Origin of the sequence: Caloramator australicus RC3 (assembly GCF_000297115.1) — a bacterium.
GTDB lineage: Bacteria > Bacillota > Clostridia > Clostridiales > Caloramatoraceae > Caloramator > Caloramator australicus.
On the sequence record NZ_CAKP01000104.1, the window covers coordinates 1 to 19216 of the forward strand.

Annotated in this window: 23 protein-coding genes and 1 pseudogene; 4 read left to right on the forward strand and 20 right to left on the reverse strand. The window is 33.2% G+C overall.

Features of this window, described 5'->3' with window-relative positions; translation table 11 throughout:
* Positions 1-42: 42 nt before the first annotated feature.
* The 14 genes and pseudogenes from CAAU_RS09915 to CAAU_RS09980 all read right to left on the reverse strand — a co-directional run bounded on the left by CAAU_RS09915 (position 43) and on the right by CAAU_RS09980 (position 10816).
* A complete protein-coding gene (locus CAAU_RS09915) occupies positions 43-1374 on the reverse strand; it encodes a replicative DNA helicase (protein WP_008909301.1) in 1332 nt (443 codons plus the stop codon).
* Positions 1374-3210, reverse strand: a pseudogene (gene lonC / locus CAAU_RS09920) (Lon family ATP-dependent protease). The gene CAAU_RS09915 and the pseudogene lonC overlap by 1 nt, the downstream one beginning before the upstream one ends.
* Positions 3211-3266: 56 nt before the next feature.
* A complete protein-coding gene (rplI, locus tag CAAU_RS09925; RefSeq protein ID WP_008909304.1) occupies positions 3267-3713 on the reverse strand; it encodes a 50S ribosomal protein L9 in 447 nt (148 codons plus the stop codon).
* Complete coding sequence (locus CAAU_RS09930; RefSeq protein ID WP_008909305.1) at positions 3710-5689, reverse strand: DHH family phosphoesterase; 1980 nt, start codon at positions 5687-5689, stop codon at positions 3710-3712. The genes rplI and CAAU_RS09930 overlap by 4 nt, the downstream gene beginning before the upstream one ends.
* Positions 5690-5701: 12 nt before the next feature.
* Positions 5702-6658 (reverse strand): YybS family protein, encoded by a 957-nt coding sequence (locus tag CAAU_RS09935; RefSeq protein ID WP_008909306.1) that lies wholly within the window; start codon positions 6656-6658, stop codon positions 5702-5704.
* Positions 6659-6967 carry a MazG-like family protein gene (locus CAAU_RS09940; RefSeq protein ID WP_008909307.1) on the reverse strand — a complete coding sequence of 103 codons (309 nt, stop codon included), beginning with the start codon at positions 6965-6967 and terminating at the stop codon, positions 6659-6661.
* An 84-nt stretch (positions 6968-7051) separates the two neighbouring features.
* Positions 7052-7294 carry a 30S ribosomal protein S18 gene (rpsR, locus tag CAAU_RS09945; RefSeq protein WP_008909308.1) on the reverse strand — a complete coding sequence of 81 codons (243 nt, stop codon included), beginning with the start codon at positions 7292-7294 and terminating at the stop codon, positions 7052-7054.
* A 24-nt stretch (positions 7295-7318) separates the two neighbouring features.
* Positions 7319-7729 (reverse strand): single-stranded DNA-binding protein, encoded by a 411-nt coding sequence (locus CAAU_RS09950; RefSeq protein WP_008909309.1) that lies wholly within the window; start codon positions 7727-7729, stop codon positions 7319-7321.
* 14 nt (positions 7730-7743) lie between these two features.
* A complete protein-coding gene (rpsF, locus tag CAAU_RS09955) occupies positions 7744-8028 on the reverse strand; it encodes a 30S ribosomal protein S6 (protein ID WP_008909310.1) in 285 nt (94 codons plus the stop codon).
* A 72-nt stretch (positions 8029-8100) separates the two neighbouring features.
* Positions 8101-8310, reverse strand: a complete 210-nt coding sequence (locus tag CAAU_RS09960) for a DUF951 domain-containing protein (RefSeq protein ID WP_008909311.1) — start codon at positions 8308-8310, stop codon at positions 8101-8103.
* A gap of 4 nt (positions 8311-8314) precedes the next feature.
* Positions 8315-9142 carry a mechanosensitive ion channel family protein gene (locus CAAU_RS09965; RefSeq protein WP_008909312.1) on the reverse strand — a complete coding sequence of 276 codons (828 nt, stop codon included), beginning with the start codon at positions 9140-9142 and terminating at the stop codon, positions 8315-8317.
* A gap of 95 nt (positions 9143-9237) precedes the next feature.
* On the reverse strand, positions 9238-9486 hold the full coding sequence (locus tag CAAU_RS09970) for a putative Se/S carrier protein (protein ID WP_008909313.1): 249 nt from the start codon (positions 9484-9486) through the stop codon (positions 9238-9240).
* 8 nt (positions 9487-9494) lie between these two features.
* Positions 9495-10097 carry a sulfurtransferase-like selenium metabolism protein YedF gene (yedF, locus tag CAAU_RS09975; RefSeq protein ID WP_008909314.1) on the reverse strand — a complete coding sequence of 201 codons (603 nt, stop codon included), beginning with the start codon at positions 10095-10097 and terminating at the stop codon, positions 9495-9497.
* A gap of 104 nt (positions 10098-10201) precedes the next feature.
* Entirely contained in the window at positions 10202-10816 is a 615-nt protein-coding gene (locus CAAU_RS09980; RefSeq protein WP_008909315.1) for a CvpA family protein, read from the reverse strand.
* Positions 10817-10846: 30 nt separating this feature from the next.
* Between CAAU_RS09980 and ytvI the strand changes: the two genes are divergently transcribed.
* The 3 genes from ytvI to CAAU_RS09995 all read left to right on the forward strand — a co-directional run bounded on the left by ytvI (position 10847) and on the right by CAAU_RS09995 (position 12849).
* Positions 10847-11890, forward strand: a complete 1044-nt coding sequence (gene ytvI, locus CAAU_RS09985) for a sporulation integral membrane protein YtvI (RefSeq protein ID WP_008909316.1) — start codon at positions 10847-10849, stop codon at positions 11888-11890.
* A gap of 58 nt (positions 11891-11948) precedes the next feature.
* On the forward strand, positions 11949-12530 hold the full coding sequence (gene yyaC / locus CAAU_RS09990; RefSeq protein WP_008909317.1) for a spore protease YyaC: 582 nt from the start codon (positions 11949-11951) through the stop codon (positions 12528-12530).
* A gap of 64 nt (positions 12531-12594) precedes the next feature.
* Positions 12595-12849: a YkuS family protein gene (locus CAAU_RS09995; protein ID WP_008909318.1), complete on the forward strand. Its 255-nt coding sequence runs from the start codon at positions 12595-12597 to the stop codon at positions 12847-12849.
* Between the two features lie 16 nt (positions 12850-12865).
* Here CAAU_RS09995 and CAAU_RS10000 read toward each other — a convergent pair whose 3' ends face one another.
* Genes CAAU_RS10000 through CAAU_RS10010 form a run of 3 tightly spaced genes read right to left on the reverse strand, consistent with a single transcriptional unit; the run spans position 12866 to position 15024 of the window.
* Positions 12866-13366 (reverse strand): DUF4446 family protein, encoded by a 501-nt coding sequence (locus tag CAAU_RS10000; protein WP_008909319.1) that lies wholly within the window; start codon positions 13364-13366, stop codon positions 12866-12868.
* Positions 13367-13403: 37 nt separating this feature from the next.
* Complete coding sequence (locus tag CAAU_RS10005; protein ID WP_008909320.1) at positions 13404-14234, reverse strand: ParB/RepB/Spo0J family partition protein; 831 nt, start codon at positions 14232-14234, stop codon at positions 13404-13406.
* On the reverse strand, positions 14227-15024 hold the full coding sequence (locus tag CAAU_RS10010) for a ParA family protein (protein ID WP_008909321.1): 798 nt from the start codon (positions 15022-15024) through the stop codon (positions 14227-14229). The genes CAAU_RS10005 and CAAU_RS10010 overlap by 8 nt, the downstream gene beginning before the upstream one ends.
* An 87-nt stretch (positions 15025-15111) precedes the next feature.
* On the opposite strand from CAAU_RS10010, the gene CAAU_RS10015 reads away from it, so the two are divergent.
* Positions 15112-15384, forward strand: a complete 273-nt coding sequence (locus CAAU_RS10015; protein ID WP_008909322.1) for a TMEM165/GDT1 family protein — start codon at positions 15112-15114, stop codon at positions 15382-15384.
* Positions 15385-15701: 317 nt separating this feature from the next.
* On the opposite strand, the gene noc is transcribed toward CAAU_RS10015, so the two are convergent.
* The 3 genes from noc to mnmG form a co-directional block, all read right to left on the reverse strand.
* The gene (gene noc / locus CAAU_RS10020; RefSeq protein WP_008909323.1) at positions 15702-16499 is read right to left on the reverse strand and encodes a nucleoid occlusion protein; all 798 of its coding nucleotides are present in this window, start codon (positions 16497-16499) and stop codon (positions 15702-15704) included.
* Between the two features lie 111 nt (positions 16500-16610).
* Complete coding sequence (rsmG, locus tag CAAU_RS10025) at positions 16611-17327, reverse strand: 16S rRNA (guanine(527)-N(7))-methyltransferase RsmG (RefSeq protein WP_008909324.1); 717 nt, start codon at positions 17325-17327, stop codon at positions 16611-16613.
* A complete protein-coding gene (mnmG, locus tag CAAU_RS10030; protein WP_040306497.1) occupies positions 17320-19212 on the reverse strand; it encodes a tRNA uridine-5-carboxymethylaminomethyl(34) synthesis enzyme MnmG in 1893 nt (630 codons plus the stop codon). The genes rsmG and mnmG overlap by 8 nt, the downstream gene beginning before the upstream one ends.
* Positions 19213-19216: the final 4 nt, after the last annotated feature.

The window sequence follows — 19216 nt, forward strand, 5'->3', positions numbered from 1 at the left end:
AAAAATTCCAGCCTTATACTCATGGTATAAAGCTGGAATTTTTTATGCACTATGGTATCTGTCGAGATTTCCAAACTTGGTATACTGTCCAAGCCATACTAATTCAACTGTTCCTGTAGGACCGTTTCTTTGCTTTGCAATTATAACCTCGGCAATGTTTTTCTTGTCGGTATCCTTATGATAATACTCATCCCTATAAAGGAACATAACAAGGTCAGCATCCTGTTCGATGGAACCTGATTCCCTAAGATCCGATAGCATTGGTCTATGGTCAGATCTTGCCTCAGGAGCACGGCTGAGCTGTGATAGGGCAATAACCGGAGCATCCATTTCCTTTGCAAGGGCCTTTAATGATCTTGATATTTCTGAAACCTCCTGTTGTCTACTTTCACTTCTTTTACTTCCAGACATGAGCTGAAGATAGTCAACTATAATTAAGTCTAAGCCCTTTTCTATCTTTAGTCTTCTGCATTTTGACCTCATTTCGTTTACAGAAATTCCTGGAGTATCATCTATAAATATCTTTGACTCAGACATCGGACCTGCTGCCCTTGCCAGCCTAAACCAATCCTCCTCATCAAGGTCCCCTGTCCTTAGTTTTAGCATATCTATATTAGCCTCAGCACAGAGCATTCTAAATGCAAGCTGTTCCTTTGACATTTCAAGGGAGAATATTGCAACACTTTTTTTAGCCCTTAAGGCAGCATGAAGGGCTATATTTAAAACAAAGGCCGTCTTACCCATAGAAGGTCTTGCTGCAACAAGAATAAAATCTCCCTTTTGAAATCCCGATGTTTTCCTATCAAGATCAGTAAATCCCGATGGAATTCCTGTAACATCTCCCTTTGTTTTTGACAAATGTTCTATGCTGTCAAAACTTTTCATTATTATTTCTGATAAAGGTTCAAAATCACTATGGGATTTATTTTGTGAAATATCAAATATTGCCTTTTCTGCCAGGCCTAAAACTTCTTCAACATCATCAGGCTCCTGATAGCACTTATCCATAATTTCATTAGATGCAATTATAAGCCTTCTCAAAAGCGCCTTTTCCTTAACTATTTTTGCATAGGACTTTGCATTAGCTGTCGTAGGAACAGAAGCAACAATGTTTGATATATAGCTTACTCCTCCTACAACCTCCAAAAGGTTCCTGCTCTTTAAAAGGTCTATTACAGTTATGATATCCACAGGTTCGTCCTTATTATAAATTTCCTCTATTGTTTTGTATAATATCCTATGGGATTCTTTATAAAACTCATCGCCAGTTAAAATTTCAGTAACGTCGGCTATTGCATTCCTGTCAAGAAGCATAGAGCCTAATACCGACTGCTCAGCTTCAATATTATGCGGAGGAACCCTTAATTTATCCATCAAACCGCCTCCCAAAGAATTACATCTAACACTTCATCTATCGTGGAAACAGGGATTATTTCAATCTCATAATCCTTATATACCTCATCAATATTTTCTTTAGGAATTATAACTTTTTTCATTCCTGCCTGAATTGCCCCATGAATCTTTTCATTTACTCCACCAACAGGCTTAATTTCACCAAGAAGGGATATTTCCCCGGTAATAGCAGTATCCTGTCTTACCTTTTTACCTGTTATGGCACTTAATATTGCAACGGTTATGGCAGCACCTGCAGAAGGTCCATCCACATTCCCTCCGCCAATTATATTTACGTGGATGTCATAATTGGAAATGTCTAGACCCGTAAGCCTTCTTATAACCGATGCTGCATTAAAAACCGAATCCTTTGCCATGGTGCCGGCTGTATCATTAAACCTTACGCTTCCATCTTCCTTTTCAAAGGCAACCGCCTCAATCTCCAATATGCTTCCTAAAAAGCCTGAAACTGCAAGGCCAAATACCTTACCTATTTCTCCCTCTTCCTTTGCATAGGTTTTATAATAAGGAACAAGCTTTGCAAGGTTTATTACCTCTAAAACATCATCCTTTGTAATATATGGCCTTTTTCCTCTTCTATTATAAAGGGCATAACCATAGGCATCGGCTAATATATTAACAGCCTTTCTTCCCTCTATAGTATATTGACTAATGATTTCGGGAACTTCTGCATCCATTTTGATTTTTAACTTTTTTGCAGCATTTAAAACAATGTTTTGGATATCTTTTTTAGAAAGTGGTTCAAAATAAACTTCGGCGCACCTTGATCTTAAGGCAGGATTGATCTCCTCAGGGCTTTTAGTTGTTGCACCGATTAAAACAAAATCCGCCGGTGCCCCTTCATCAAATAGCTTTTTTATATATTCAGGAACATTTTCATCATCAGGATCATAATAGGATGATGAAAATTCCACCCTTTTATCCTCTAAAACCTTCAAAAGTTTATTCTGAAGTATTGGATCCATCTCGCCTATTTCGTCGATAAACAGGATTCCTCCATGGGCCTTTGTAACAAGTCCAAGCTTTGGCTCAGGAATGCCGCTTTCTGCAAAGTCCCTTTTGCTTCCCTGATATATAGGATCATGGACAGAACCTAAAAGAGGGTTTGTAATCTCCCTTGGGTCCCATCTTAGGGTTGTCCCATCTACCTCCACAAAGGGAGACTCCTCATAAAAAGGAGTGGATTTTAACATCTTTGCAATTTCAAAGGCAAGCCTTGCAGTGGTTGTTTTTCCAACCCCCGGAGGGCCATAAAGTATTATATGCTGTGGATAGGGCGATGCAAGTTTTGATAATATAGCCTTTATAGCCCTTTCCTGTCCAACAATCTCCTTGACGGAAGATGGCCTTAGGTATTCCATAATTGATTTTGAAAGGCCTATGCTTTCAAGCTTTTGAAGTTCTGCAAGTTTTTTAAGGTTTTGCTGTTTTCTGGTCCCCTTTGTTTTTAATGATGCTAAGCTTTATGTCATCTATAAATTTTTCATTGTTTTTTTCTATTATCTCATCAACCTTTTTTTCAAGTTCCATTTCAACTTTTTTTCTTGCCAAAACGTAGGCTAATTTTTCTTCTAACTTTTCAATAAGTTCAAAGGGGTCATCTATAAAATCATCTTTGTTTAAAAGAACCTTTTGAAGAACAAAAAGTTTTTCGTTTAATTCATCCGATAAAAGTGCATCTAAGAGATTTTCTTCCTTTAAAACAGCATTTACATTTTCAGTCCCATAAAGCTCATATACATTTTCAATCAAAGAATTAACCTTTATTTCAAGTTCTTCATATTGTCCTTTAATTATTTCCCTAACTTTATTAGATTTACTTGCTGCGTTTTTTTTCACCTAAATCTTCCTTTCTACTGTGCTTTAATGCTTACCTTAAGCTTTGCTGTAACCTCCGGGTAAACCTTTACTTCAATATTGTAAACTCCTGCAACCTTTATTGCCTCATCTAATTCTATCTTTTTCTTATCTATTTCTATTCCATGTTGTTTTTTAAGAGCATCTGATATATCCTTTGAAGTTATTGAACCAAATAGCTTTCCGTTTTCCCCAGCCTTAACTGACACTTCAACTGTAATTTCAGAAAGTTTTTTTGCAAGCTCCCTTGCCCTTTGAAGCTCCTCTTGTCTTTTTTGCTCTTCTTTAGCCTTTTGAGCTTCTAAAACCTTTAAATTTGATTCATTTGCTTCTATTGCTAATTTTCTTGGAAAAAGAAAATTTCTTGCATAGCCATCTGAAACATTTATAACATCTCCTTTTTTTCCTACACCTTTAACATCAGCATTTAATATTACCTTCATTTCTTGTCACTCCCCTTTAGATAGTTTTGTATAGCAATTTCTAAAAGTTTCTTAGCTTCATCTATGCTAATATCTGAAAGCTTTGCTCCAGCGATAGTCATATGTCCGCCACCGCCAATGCTCTCTAAAATAAGCTGAACATTTATATCACCTAAGGATCTTCCGCTTATCATTACTTCATTTCCAACATTGGCAAGAACAAAGGAGGCCTCAATTCCGTCAATCTTTAATAGATCATCGGCAGCTTGGGGAACTATTATAAAATTATCAACCTGTCCCCTATGAAGGGCTATTGCTATGCCATTTTTAATCTCTGCGCTTTTTATAAGTTCCATCCTTTCAATAAAGGTTTTAAAATCATCGGCAAAGAGCCTTTTAACTTCAATAAGATCTGCCCCCATCTTCTTTAAAAAACTTGCTGCTTCAAAGGTCCTTGAACCCGTCTTAAAGGTAAAGTTTTTAGTATCGACGTATATACCTGCCATAAGGGCTTGAGCTTCAACCTCATTTAGTTCAACTCTATCAACCATATACTGTAAAAGCTCCGTTACAAGCTCCGAAGTTGATGACGCATAGGGCTCTATATAGGTTATTGTTGCATTATCAATAAAGTCAATGCTCTTTCTGTGGTGGTCTATAATAACTATATTTCCAACCCTGTTTAAAAGCTCAGGATTTTCAACAAAATTTCTTCTATGGACATCCACTAATATGAGGAGCGTTTTGCTATTTGCTATGGCATTAGATGTTTCATTAGTTATAAAAACACCCTCATATCCTCTATTATTAACCTTCTCCATTATTTTTTCAATGGATTTATTTACCTTGTTTAGGACAATATATACACTTTTACCTTTTTGTTTGCATCCTCTATACATTCCAAGGGCAGCACCCATACTATCAAGGTCCGGAGTCTCATGTCCCATTATAATTACTTCGCTGGCTTGATTTATAAGCTCCGATAGAGCATGGGCAATTACCCTTGCCTTAACCTTCGTCCTTTTTTCTACTTCTTTGCTTTTACCACCAAAGAATAGTAATTTTTCCCCATCCTTTACAACAGCTTGGTCCCCTCCTCTTCCTAGGGCAAGGTCCTTTGCTGCAACTGCAAATTGATGGGTTTTATGTGGATTTTCACCATTCATACCTATACCTATGCTTAAGGTAACAGGTATTTTATTGCCAAAATACATCTCCCTAACTTCATCAAGGATAGGAAATTTTTCTTCTATAACCCTTTTTATATTCTGTTCTTCAAATACTGCCACATATTTGCTTGTATCATATTTCCTAACAAAGGCATTTAGGCTTGAAGTAAAGGAATTAATCTTTTTATCAATTTCTGCAATCAATATTGGCCTATTTATATCATCCATACTCTTTAAAACTTCATCGTAATTATCTATCTCAATTAAGGCAACTACCATTTTCTTATTTTCATATTCTTCAATAAGCTTATAATAATTTGTTTTTTTGATAAAATAAAACAAAAATATATTTTTCCTATTTGAGGATTTTGATTTTACTACATTAATCAAAACATCATAATATTCTTCTTCTATCTTTACTTTATTTATTTCACTTATATTTTTTTCTATTATCCTTTGAAGATCTAAATCTTGAATAATCGTCTTTATACTCTTTCCATACGGATTTTTAACAACACCCTCTAAAAAAGGAGAATTAGCCCAAATAATTTTTCCCTCATCATCTGCAATAGTAAGGGGTATTGGAATTTTAGACAAAGTATTCCTTCCGGCAGTATCGATATTATTCGATATATCCTCTATAAACTTAAAAAACTGATTCTTTTTTACTTCTGAACTTTTGAAGTTATAATAAAGGAGAACCAAATAAACAAAAAATCCTACAAAAAATACGTAAACATTATAAAAGGCCAATATTCCTAACAATATAGCTATTATAAGCAGGTATATCCTTACATTTGGAATAAAATTTTTAAATTTATTATCCATAACAAACCTCCATCATTTTGGAGAATCTTTAATCCTTGATTTATCAAGTTTCCTTAAATTTAAGGAATAATCAACTATTCCTACTAAAAACAATAGATTGCCTAAGGAAAAGAAAACAAACAAAAGTATTAATACCCTAAAGGCCTTGGGTAAATTCTGTTTGTTGAGCCAAAAGCTTAAGGCTGCAAGACCGTTTATTGAAAAAGTTAAAAGCATTAGATACATTGCATTTAAAAGATATGCATCAGCATTTTTAACCTTTAGATAAGCTAATATATAGGCAATCAAAACTAAAATTATTACTGAAAAGGCAAGCTTTACAGGAACATACCAGTTTGAAAACTTAGGAATTTCTTCAAGCTTTATCCCAAACCTTGAGTATATTCCCTTTGCCAAAACATAAGTTATAATAGCCGACAAAAATCCATACATAAATAGGGCAAAAGGGATTAACATTAAAAGCATTTCCTTAGGAGGCATAGCTTTAAATATGTTTTCATAAACTTCCTTTTGAACTCCCATTTTTTCATAAAAGGACTTTGCCATGTCAATGCTTTTATAAAACTCATCTAAAGCAAGTTTAATATAATCCTGTCCAGCTATCAATCCAAATAATTTTATTGATATAGCAACGGATATAACATTGACAATTATCATTATAAAAATGGTATTTATAGCCCTCTCTTTCCTTTTAATCATAGTCCCCAATACTATACCTAAAACGCCGTTTGTTATTGCAAATCCAAGAGCTGTATAGGGGTCCGTAAATATAAATACTATTATTGTTGTAGCAACAAGTGAAAGAAGGCTATATTTATAACCATGTTTTATTTGCACCAATGCTAAAGGCAACGGCCACATAAAAAGTCCAACAAAATAAAATATAGGAACATATATACTTATTAAAATCAATACTACCGCAATAGCAGTAAGTAAAGAAGACTCTATTAAGGCCCTTGTAGACACCATCTATTCCCTTCCTTCTTTTAAGTATGTAATAAGACTAAGATAGTCTGTATCGCTTTTTTCATCATCCAAAAGGCTTGCCTTAAGTTTTTTTATAACCTTATCATCTATACTTGAATAATCAATTCCAAGCTTTTTAGCAAGAAGATAGGCAAGGATTATAATTTGAGACAATTCATCCTTAATCTCATCTAAATTTGCTCTACTTCCCTTTAACATAGATATATGCAAATCTGAAACTGAAGTCAACAGGAACGTTTTATATGTTTCTATAAGCCTTATATTACCCATTATATCCAATTCATCCCCCATTATTTCACCCCCGGAAGCTAAATCTTTATTTTATTATATCACATAATTATAAAATAAAAAGTGCCCATTGGGCACCTTTTATTCTTATTCTGTTGTAAATGGAAGTAGAGCAACGTTTCTTGCTCTTTTGATGGCAACAGTTAACTCTCTTTGATGTTTTGCGCAGTTTCCTGAGATTCTTCTTGGAAGAATTTTTCCTCTTTCTGTTATGAATTTTTTAAGCTTTGCTATATCTTTATAATCAATGTATTCAACCTTATCTACACAGAAAGCGCAAACTCTCTTTTTTGCTTTTCTTTGCTTTGTTGCCTTCTTTGCGTTTGACATACTATCCCCTCCTTACCTAAGTATTTAAAATGGTATTTCGTCTTCTCCATCGACAGGGAAGAATTCTCCTTCGTCGCTTGCAACTTCATCATGAGTAAAGGATGTTGCTTGCTCCTTAGGCCTATCTAAAAATTTAACTTCATCAGCCACAACTTCGGTTACATATCTGTTTGAACCATCTTGTGCCTGATACTTTCTTGTTTGAATAGAACCTGATACAGCAACAAGCCTTCCTTTAGTAAGGTTGTTAGCAACTAATTCAGCAAGCTTTCTCCAACAAACAACAGGGATGAAATCTGTCTCTCTTTGACCACTTTGGCCTACATAGGGCCTATCTACTGCAAGTGTAAAGGTGGTCACGGCAATACCCGTCCCTGCTGTATACCTAATCTCAGGGTCACGAGTTAACCTGCCTATAAGTAAAACCTTATTCATTTTATCCCACCTTATTAATCAAGTTTAACAACGATATGTCTTATTACGTTGTCGGAGATTCTTAAAACCCTGTCTAATTCCTTAGGTAATTCAGGGCTTGCAGTGAAGTTAATTAGAACATAATATCCTTCATTGAAGTGATTGATTTCGTAGGCAAGTCTTCTCTTTCCCCACTCATCAACGTTATCAATAACTCCACCGCCGTTTTCGATTACACCCTTAATCTTTTCAATAGTAGCCTTAATTTCTTCTTCTACTACATTAGGTGCAATTACGAAAAGAGTTTCATATCTTTTCATATCCTTCACCTCCTCCCTCTGGACTTACGGCCCACTCCTGTGGGCAGGGACTATAATATTTTAGCATATAAGTCATTCTTGTGCAATAGTATCCGGTGCATTTGATTTGATTATTTTTTTTACTGACTTTTCAAACTTAAACCTTGGAAGCATGACTATCCTGCCGCATTTTAAGCATTTTATTTTTATATCAGCACCGAGCCTTATAACTTCCCACGTCTTATTACCACAAGGATGCTCCTTTCTCGTTTCAACAATATCTCCTAAATAAAACTCCTTCATCGCATCACCCCTCCTTTTTTTCGATGATGACCCTTTTAGGATAGGGTATTTCTATATCTTCCTCCATGAAAGCTTTTTTAATTCTTTTTCTTAATTCATATTCTGCATCCCATTGCTTCATTGGTAAAGTTTTAGCTATTACCCTTAACTTTATTCCCGTTTCTCCAAAATTAGTTATTCCTAAAACCGTCGGCCCTTCTACAACATAATCACATTCTTTTTTAACATCTTCTGATATTTTATTTAATATATCTATCGCCCTTTCTAAATCCTCCTCATAGGATATATCAACCTCAACAAGGGCTCTCATATTTCCCCTTGACTTATTTGTCACCCTTCCTATTGTTCCATTAGGTATAATGTGAATTTCACCAGAAAAATCCCTTATCTTTGTCACTCTTATTCCTAACGTTTCTACTATCCCTGAAAAACCATCGATGGTTATGTAATCTCCAACAGCAAATTGATCCTCCAGTAAGATAAAAATTCCCGATATGACATCCTTTACAAGACTCTGGGCACCAAATCCAATAGCAACTCCCGCAACCCCTGTTACCGCAATCAAAGCCTTGACATCAAACCCTAAAGTTTCAAATATCCAAATAAAAGATATGATGTAAACTGAATACCTTAACAAACTCTTAAACAGTTCCTTTAAAGTATCCGCCTTTCTCTCATTTAATCCAAATTTTGACTTCTTTTGTCTTTCGAAAAATTTAGTAATAAGCCTATTTCCAATATAAATTGCTAATTTAGTTATGATTAAAATAATAACTATTTTTATTCCTTTATTTAAGTAATTAATCAGCATCCCATAACTAATTAAACTCATCCTATTCACCCCCTATTATGTGTAGTTTACATTATTTTTTTGAACAATTCAATAAAAATACCCATAAAAAAACCACAGTCTTTTTAACTGTGGCTTTACAAAATCGGCTCAAAAATTCTTTCCTCTCCAAAACTATAGAGCATTTTAACTTTTATCTTTCCATCGTTGATTAATCCTTTAATATTTTCTATTTCTTCATAATCAACCCTTATGGAAATGCCGCAGCTTTTAGTAATTTCCCTTGGGGTTGGCATTATTTGACCCTTTATTCCCTTTTCCTTAAGAACTGCTTCACATTGGATTGCATAGTTTGTGCTGTCAAAGGTAATAAGAATGTTTTTCATAGCACCCCTCATATTTTTATAGTTTTTGTTGCATTCATTTTCTCTACGATTGTATACATATTAGTTACAGAACCTACCACTAACTTTTCCTTTAAACCATAAAAGTCAAGGCATGTTCCACAGGATAATATTTCTGTTCCTAGCTCCTCTAACTTTTTTAAACTATCCAAAACATCGGAGCCTTCTGTTGTTAGTTTAACCCCAGAATTTAAAAATATAACTGTCCCTGGTTTTTCTGTAATTTCAGTTAAAGAATAAATAAAACTTTTCATGAGCATAGCTCCAAGCTTATCATCACCAGTTCCTAGTTTATCTGAAGATATAATATATGTCAAGCCCTGATCTACGCTTATATTGGATATACTGCAAACAACAGGCTCATCAACCTTTTTAATTTCACCCTTCTTTTTAGCATAAAAATGATAAAGTCCATCCTTTTCTTCCATATTAAAATCTACGTTAGCACTTTGCAAAAATTTTTTTACATTTTCCCTTGATGCTTGGTTATCAACTATAACTTCAATTTCATCAAAATCAGGATCTTCCACTGCTTTTTTTGTTAATATAACTGGTTTTGGACAAGTAAGTCCTTTACAATCTACAACCTTCATGCTACCACCACCTACATAATATTTACAATTTAATATTAAAACAACTGATATTTTTATTGAATAGTTATTTAAAATATCGATAATTTACTATATATTTATTGATTTTATTTATTTGATATCCTTTTAACTAACGAAAAAACAATATTGTAATGATAAAAGTATTTAGCGATTCTCGACGATTCTATTTCTCTTTTTAAAGAGCTTTCTTTTGGCGAAAGTGAAACTACAGGAATCATGAGTGCAAATACGATAAACAAAATTAAAACCCATTTTGTTAATCCTAAAACCATTCCAAGCAATTTATCTAAAAATCCTACCTTTCCCCTTCTTACTTTAACTCTTATATTCTCCCTTATAATATTAAAAACTATATTTGCCACAAAAAATATGACAAAAAAACATGCTGCATTCAAAAAAAGATCCGTAACGCTCTTAGATAAATTATTTTTATCTAAAACAAGATATAGTGCCGAAGATGCTGCCTTGTTTTTTTCAATTTTTTCTAAAAATATTTTTTGCATGTTTAAATATACTTCCGTATTGTTTATAATATAATAAGTAAGATATGGTGTTGCAATTTTAGCAAGGTAAAGAGAAAAGAATAATGATAAAAATTTAAGCAAAGTAGATATAAACCCCTTTTGTAAACCATCTATGCATCCATATAATAATAATAAAATAATTATTATATCCATTAAATTGCCATTAAATTTTATCATCCTATCCCCCCTTAAAAGTGAGGTGAAATTATGTTTGATCAATTATTTATTTTAAAACTAAAAAGGTTTGGATTGTTTTTACTAATTTATACAATTTCGTTTTTCATATTCTTTAAAACATTGCCCTATACCCTTCCCTTTGTCCTTGCTATTATTATAGCATTAATAAATAAGCCCTTTAATAACCTTTTAATTAGAAAATTTAAGCTTCCTGTTTCCCTTTCCTCTATTATTACAACGACAATAACTTTTAGCGTCATCTTCTATTTTCTTACCCTTATAACATTAAAACTAATTACTGAAGCTAAAAACCTTCTTGTTAAAGTGCCAAGCGTTGACGTTATATATCCATATATCCAAAACCTTTTAGTTAATCTTGAAAAACATTTAAGGACGCTGGATCCAACAATATTTAAAAACATACAGAATAATTTAAATTCTGTATTTTTAACACTTTTAAATATGACTCAAACTTTGTTAAACTCCCTTTTATCCTTTGCAATTAAACTTCCTTCTTTATTCTTAGTTATAGTAATAACCTTTATTGCAACATATTTTATGTCTAAGGATATTAACTCATATAAAATACAATTTACCAAAATTTTTAATGAGGAGGGCAAAAAAAAGTTTAGCGAGTTTTCCTCTGAAAGCTATAAAATGCTTGTAAATTACTTAAAATCATATTCTATCCTTGTTAGTTTGACCTTTATTGAAAGTTTTATTGCCTTTACCTCCCTAAAATTTAATTATGCACTCTTATTGAGCTTATTATGTGCCTTCCTTGATATTTTTCCTATACTTGGGATTGGACTTGTTTATTTTTCCCTTGCAGCATACTTTCTTTTAGTTAAAAACTATTATATTGCAATAGCTCTTGTAATTATTTATATAATTATTACTATAATAAGACAGATAGTAGAACCAAAACTTGTTTCCTCAACGTTAGGTTTAAATCCTATTTTTGTTCTCGCATCTATTTATATAGGAGTTAAGGCCTACGGCTTTTTAGGAATGCTATATTTATTATTTTTAATGGTATTCTATAATATCCTCAAAAAAATAAAACTCATATAGTATATTTAACCTCCCTTTTGGAAAAAATTTTAACTAGATTCAAAAGGGAGGTTTTTACATGCTTCAAGAAAAGAAACTCTGTTTTTCAATAGAAAGCGATAAACCAAACTCTGCATACCTTCTTTCAAATGAAATAATAAACATGTTAAAGGATTATGCTGATATAAACCAATTAGTCATCCTATGTATCGGAACAGATCGTTCAACTGGAGATTGTTTAGGCCCTTTGGTTGGAGATAAGTTGACTAAAAATTTTAACCTAAAGGGTGTAAATATCTACGGAACCCTTGAAAATCCTGTTCATGCTAAAAATCTTGATGATTATATTGATCTCATCTATAAGAGACATTTTGATCCCTACATATTGGCCATAGATGCTTCCCTTGGGAAAGTTGAAAACATCGGAAAGATTAATCTTTATGAAGGCCCAATATTTCCTGGCGCTGGCGTCAACAAAAAACTATCTCCCATAGGTAATCTTTCTATAACTGGTATAGTTAATATGTCAGGATTTATGGAATACCTTATTTTGCAAAATACCAGATTATCTTTAGTTATGAAAATGGCCGATGTAATTTCCTATTCTTTATACCTTTCAATTAAGAGGCTTTCAATAAATTCTTCTTTTACCTTAAGATAATTCCAAAATATACATCGCATAACTTTAAACCCTCCTGCTCACAATATAGGCAGGAGGGTTTATTATGATAATAAGTATTGATGATTCCCTTGTAGATTTATACAATCAATTAAAAAACCTTGGATATGATGTCCATAAAATCTCAGAAAACATTACTTCTGATGCATATATATACTCAGAAAAAACTACACCTCTTTACAAATTAAATTCTATGATTGAAGCAAAGGAAGGCGGCTCTTTAATGATCAACTGCGATAACATGGACTTAAAAGATATAATCTACTCCATCCACCACAAAACCTATACCCCTCTTTTTTAAGCTACATTATGTAGCTTTATTTTTTATTCATTGCATCCCTTAAAACCGTCTTTTCCTCCTCAGATAAATCATACTTTGAAATTCCATTTTTAATTGGCTTTGCAAAAACAGTGCTTTCATTTCTTCCATATATTCCTGTAACTATTACCCCATCATTATTATCGTCTAAAAGGGCAATTGAAAAGCTTAAATCGGAACCCACATCATCAAAGGCCTTATATCTTATAATTGAAAATTTTTGAATACAATTTTTAACTCTACCATCAACATCTTTATAAATTGCTTCTATTTCCTTTGTAGTCAAAAGGGCTTCATCAAGTTTTTTATTGTTTTCTATTAAAAGCTCCTCAATACTTTTTCCCATATTCCCTCTCATCATTTTTTTATATCTTTTTTCTAACCTTGATATTTCTACCTTATTTAATATTTCCAAAAATAAAAGGACGATGACTAAAATTATTAATAAAATTAGCATAGGGATTTGAAAATCTTGAATAAATGAGAAAATTATGTCCATATTCAACACTCCTTCTTAATTGTTTCACGTGAAACATTTATATATTTAATAACTCTAATATCCTTTGTAAGTCATCTTCTGAATAATACTCTATTTCTATTTTGCCTTTGTTTTTGTTGTTGTTTATCTTCACCTTTGTTCCAAAAAACATCTGAAGTTTTTCCTCAACATCCTTATAATGAGCAACTATTTTTTTCTCTTTTTTAACCTTTTTGTTGTTTATTTCTTTTATTAATTTTTCAGTTTGCCTAACATTTAAACCTTCTTCAACCACTTTTTTAGCTATTAAATATTGTTTTTCTTTATCTTCTATAGAAACAATTACCTTGCCATGTCCTTCTGAAAGTTTACCATCATTAATAAATTCAACAACTCTATCATCTAAATTTAAAAGTCTTAATGTATTTGCTATGGCCGATCTTGATTTACCTACTCTTTCTGCTATTTCCTCCTGTGTTAATTGAAATTCCTCCATAAGCCTTTTATAGGCAAGAGCCTCTTCAATAGGGCTTAAGTCCTCCCTTTGAATATTTTCAATTAATGAAATCTCCATTACCTCTCTGTCTGAAAGTTCCTTTTCCACGATAGGAACTTTTTTTAGTCCTGCAATTTTTGCTGCCCTCCATCTTCTTTCCCCTGCTATTATCTTATAAAAATCTCCTTCTCTTTTTACTATTATAGGCTGTATTACTCCATGAACCTTTATTGACTCTGCAAGGGCATTTATCTTTTCCTCATCAAACTTCTTTCTTGGCTGGTCCTCATTAGGGAATAATTTTGAAACCTCCACCTCAAATACATTTGAATCCTTATCTGCATCAGGTATAAGAGCCCCTAACCCCTTACCTAAAGCACTTTTTTTAGCCATTTTGCTCATCCCTTTCTAATTCAATAAATTCTTCTGCAAGTTCTTTGTATGCCTTTGCACCTGTTGAATTTTTATCGTATAGCATTATGGGCAAACCATGGCTAGGTGCCTCGGCAAGTTTAATATTCCTTGGAATAATCGTTGTATAAACCTTACCCTTAAAATATTTTTTAACCTCCTCAACAACCTCAATAGAAAGGTTTGTTCTCCCATCAAACATACTCATTATAACGCCTTGAATTTTTAAATCCGGATTTAAGTTTTTCTTTACAAGATTTATTGTGTTCATAAGCTGACCTACTCCCTCGAGGGCATAAAATTCACATTGTATAGGTATAAGGACGCTATCTGCTGCAGTTAATGCATTTATAGTTAATAGTCCAAGAGAAGGAGGACAATCTATAAAAATATAATCATAATCATTTTTTATACTTTTTATTGCCCTTTTTAATATTTTTTCTCGATATTCATTATATGTTATTTCAATTTCAGCACCAGCAAGTTCCACCCTTGAAGGAAGAATATATAAGTTTTCAACTACTGTATTAACAATGGCATCCTTAACTACTTCAAAATTTTCTTCCTTTGCATTCTCAATTATAACATCATACATAGAATATTCAAGGTCATCCTTTTCAATTCCAAGACCACTTGTTGTATTCCCCTGCGGGTCGATATCTATTAATAAAACCTTATATCCCATCTGAGCAATATATGAAGCTAAATTTATTGCAGAGGTTGTCTTGCCAACGCCCCCCTTTTGATTAAAAATAGAAATAATTTTACCCACACTATCACCCCTAGAATATTATAAAGAAATCTATAATATATATTTTACAGCATTATTTTTTTTCATTAAATAGTTAAGGGTGATTTTATGATTAAAATAATTTTATCAACTTTTTTAATAGTTTTTTTAGCTGAACTTGGAGATAAAACTCAGCTTGCCACCATGTTATTGTCTGCAAAATCAACTTCAAAATTATCTGTATTTTTAGGTGCCTCATTAGCTCTCATTTGCACAACTATAATAGGAGTCCTCTGTGGAAGTTTTATTGAAAAATATATTTCAAAAAATTTATTAAATATAATATCAGCAATCGTATTCATCTTTATAGGAATCCTTATTCTTATTCAAACAAAAAAATAGAGGCCTTTGCCTCTATTTAAGACTGTAGACAAATCATTTTTACCTTAGAACTTTTGCAAGAGCCCCGTGATAGGATTTCAAAAAGGCATCTCTCATGAGCTCTAGCAATTCTTGCTTTTCGACTTTTCAAAAGTCCGTAATTCTGCTCATGGACGTGCAGAGCCGAGTGGCCGACACGGATGTTGGCTCACGAGGGTAGGACTTTTGAAAACAAAGAAAAGTTTAGAATTGCTTAGCGAAATGAGCGAATGCCAGGGAAATCCTTCACGGGGCTTATCAAAAAAATTTTCAACAGTCTAAAATAAAGGCCCTTGCATCTATTTTTTTGGTATTCTTACTATTATCTCCATATAGTCATCGTATTCCTTGTGTTTATATTCAGCATCTATCCCGTTTTTATTCATTATGTCCTTTATAGTATTAGTGATTATCTTAGGATTAATAACCCATTTAAACTTTGGCTTTTCAGTTTTATTTTTTTCTTCCTTTTCCTTTTTTTCTTCTTTTTCATTTAATATTTTTTCAATCAAATCCTCAGTATCCTTTACGTTTAATCCCTTCTCAAGTATTTCCTTTAAAGCCTTTAATTGTAGTTCCTCAGAAGGAAGTTTTAAAAGAGCCCTAGCATGCCTTTCAGTTAGATTTTCCCTTAAAATTATCTCCTTGACTTTATCAGAGAGCTTTAATATTCTGAGCTTATTGGCAATCGTTGATTGCTTTTTTCCTATCTTATGGGCAAGCTCCTCCTGAGTAAAGTTATGCTCCTTTATAAGTCTTAAATATCCTTCCGCCTCTTCAATAAAGTTAAGATCCTCCCTCTGGAGGTTTTCAATAAGGGCAAGGACTGCAGAATCTTTATCGGTAACTTCAACTACAATAGCAGGAATCTCAGTTAAACCTGCAAGCTGTGATGCTCTAAGTCTTCTTTCTCCAGCTATTAGCTCATAAAAGTTTCCATTTACTCTTCTTACACTTATTGGTTGTAAAACACCATATTCCCTTATGGATTCACTTAGTTCTAGTAAAGCTTGATCATCAAAGTTCTTCCTGGGTTGATATGTATTTTGTTTTATAAGGTTTATAGGTATGTTGATTATTTCGTTTTCTACCCTCATTGCACCATCCCACCGTTTATAAATTTAACTATAATTAAGTTATTCTATAATTATTTTCCTTTTCCTGCTATTTCCCATTCAAATTCGTCAGCCAATATTTTTATTAATTCGTCATCTGATAGGCTTTTTTTCTATTTGAGCTGGCTTTCTTGGATATTTTTTGTCAGTCGGCTTTATTTTTTCGACAATTATTAACTTATGATCCATATCATATTCAGGAATGGAGGTAGTTATAATGTCGATAAGTTTTCCTCCTAACGTTCCAATAGCATTTTTTGATTCATTTATTTCCTCTTCTATAGATGGGCCCTTCATAGCAACAAAATATCCTTTAACCTTAACATAGGGCATACAATATTCAGATAGGACATTCATATGGGCAACTGCCCTCGCTGTTGCTATATCAAAGGATTCACGGAAATCATCTTTCCTTGCAAAATCTTCAGCCCTCCCATGGACAGCTTCAATATCTTTAAGACCTAAATTTTGGATTACATCAATTAAAAAACTTATTCTTTTTTTTAACGAATCTAAAAGGGTTATCTTTAAAGAAGGGTTAATAATCTTTAAAGGAATTCCAGGAAATCCTGCCCCTGTTCCTACATCTATAATTTTTAAATTGTCATTAATTAGTCCACTTTTAACAATAGATATAGAATCTAAAAAATGCTTTTTAACTATTTCTTCATCATCGGTAATAGCCGTAAGATTGATTTTTTCATTCCATTCCTTCAAAAGCCTCATGTAAATTTCAAACATATCCATCTGTTTGTCATCTAATGTTATGCCATAGCTTTTTGCACCATTATATAAAAGCTCCCTATTCATCTTCCTTCCCCTTTTTTCTTCTAATTTGTTCGATATAAACAAGTAAAACAGATATATCAGCAGGCGACACACCTGATATTCTGGATGCCTGCCCTATATTTTCAGGTCTTATCTTTGAAAGTTTTTGCCTTGCCTCCAGCCTTAACCCCTGAATATCGTCATAGTTTATATAGGGAGGTATCTTCTTTAATTCAAGCTTTTTAAATTGTTCTACTTGTTCTATTTGTTTTTTAATATAACCTTCATATTTAATCTCAATTTCAACCTCTTCCGTTACATCCTTTGGAAGGTAAGGCCTTTCTTTGTCGATTTTCTCAATATTTTCATAGGTTATCTCTGGTCTTTTTATAAGCTCATATAGGGTTATTCCACTTTTTATTTCAGAGCTTCCAATGGATCTTAAAACCTCATTATTCTCCTCTGAAGGAGAAATTACAGTCTTTTTTAATCTTTCGATTTCTTTTTCTATGTTTTCCTTCCTTCTTAAATACCTTTGATATCTTTCTTCAGTTACAAGTCCAATTTCATAACCCTTTGGAGTTAATCTTAAATCTGCATTATCCTGCCTTAATAAGAGTCTATACTCGGCTCTGCTTGTCATCATTCTATAGGGTTCATTTGTTCCTTTTGTTACTAAATCATCAATTAAAACTCCAATATAGGCCTCTGATCTATCAAGAACAAAAGGTTCCTTTCCCTTTACTTTTAATGCTGCATTTATTCCTGCAATAATCCCCTGAGCTGCTGCCTCCTCATACCCAGAACTTCCATTTACCTGACCAGCAAAGAATAAACCTTCAATGTTTTTTAGTTCAAGGCTTAGTTTAAGCTGAGTAGGATCTATGCAGTCATATTCAATTGCATATGCAGTCCTTAAAATTTCACAATTTTCAAGGCCTGGAATAGACCTATAAACCTGTATTTGAACATCCTCCGGAAGGGAGCTTGACATACCTTGAACATAAAGTTCTTCTGTGTCCTCACCTTCAGGTTCTATGAATACCTGATGCTTTTCCTTATCAGGAAATTTCATAACTTTGTCCTCAATAGATGGACAATATCTTGGTCCCACACCCTCTATAAGTCCTGCAAACAAAGGGGATCTATGTATATTCTGTCTAATTATTTCATGAGTTTTTTCTGTTGTATATGTAAGGTAACATGGAACTTGATCCCTTGTTATGTCATCTGACATAAAGGAAAATGGAACTACTCTCTCATCCCCAGGCTGAATAGTCATCTTTGAAAAATCCACTGATCTTCTGTGGATTCTTGCAGGCGTTCCTGTTTTAAACCTTCTTAAAGTAATTCCTAATTTTTCAAGGCTTTTTGAAAGTTCATTTGCAGGAAAAAGTCCATTAGGTCCTCCGCTATAGTTTACCTCTCCTATAAATATCCTTCCCCTTAAATATGTTCCTGTTGTTATAACAAGGGCCTTACATGAAAAATAGGCGCCGTTTTTTGTCTTTATCCCTTTTACTCTTCCGTCCTCAACATCTATATCAACTACTTCATCTTGCTTTATATAAAGATTTTCCTGTTCCTCCAATGTTTTTTTCATTAGGGTCTGATATTTTTTCTTATCAGCCTGGGCCCTAAGTGAATGAACAGCTGGTCCCTTTGAAGTATTCAACATTCTCGATTGAAGGTATGTCTTGTCTATATTTATTCCCATCTGTCCTCCAAGGGCATCAATTTCTCTAACAAGATGTCCCTTTGCTGTTCCTCCAATTGATGGGTTACATGGCATTAGAGCAATACTATCTAAATTTAAAGTTATAACGAGGGTTTTACATCCAAGCCTTGCAGATGCAAGGGCAGCTTCACATCCTGCATGACCTGCCCCGACAACTATAACATCATATTCTCCAGCGTGATACATCATATCC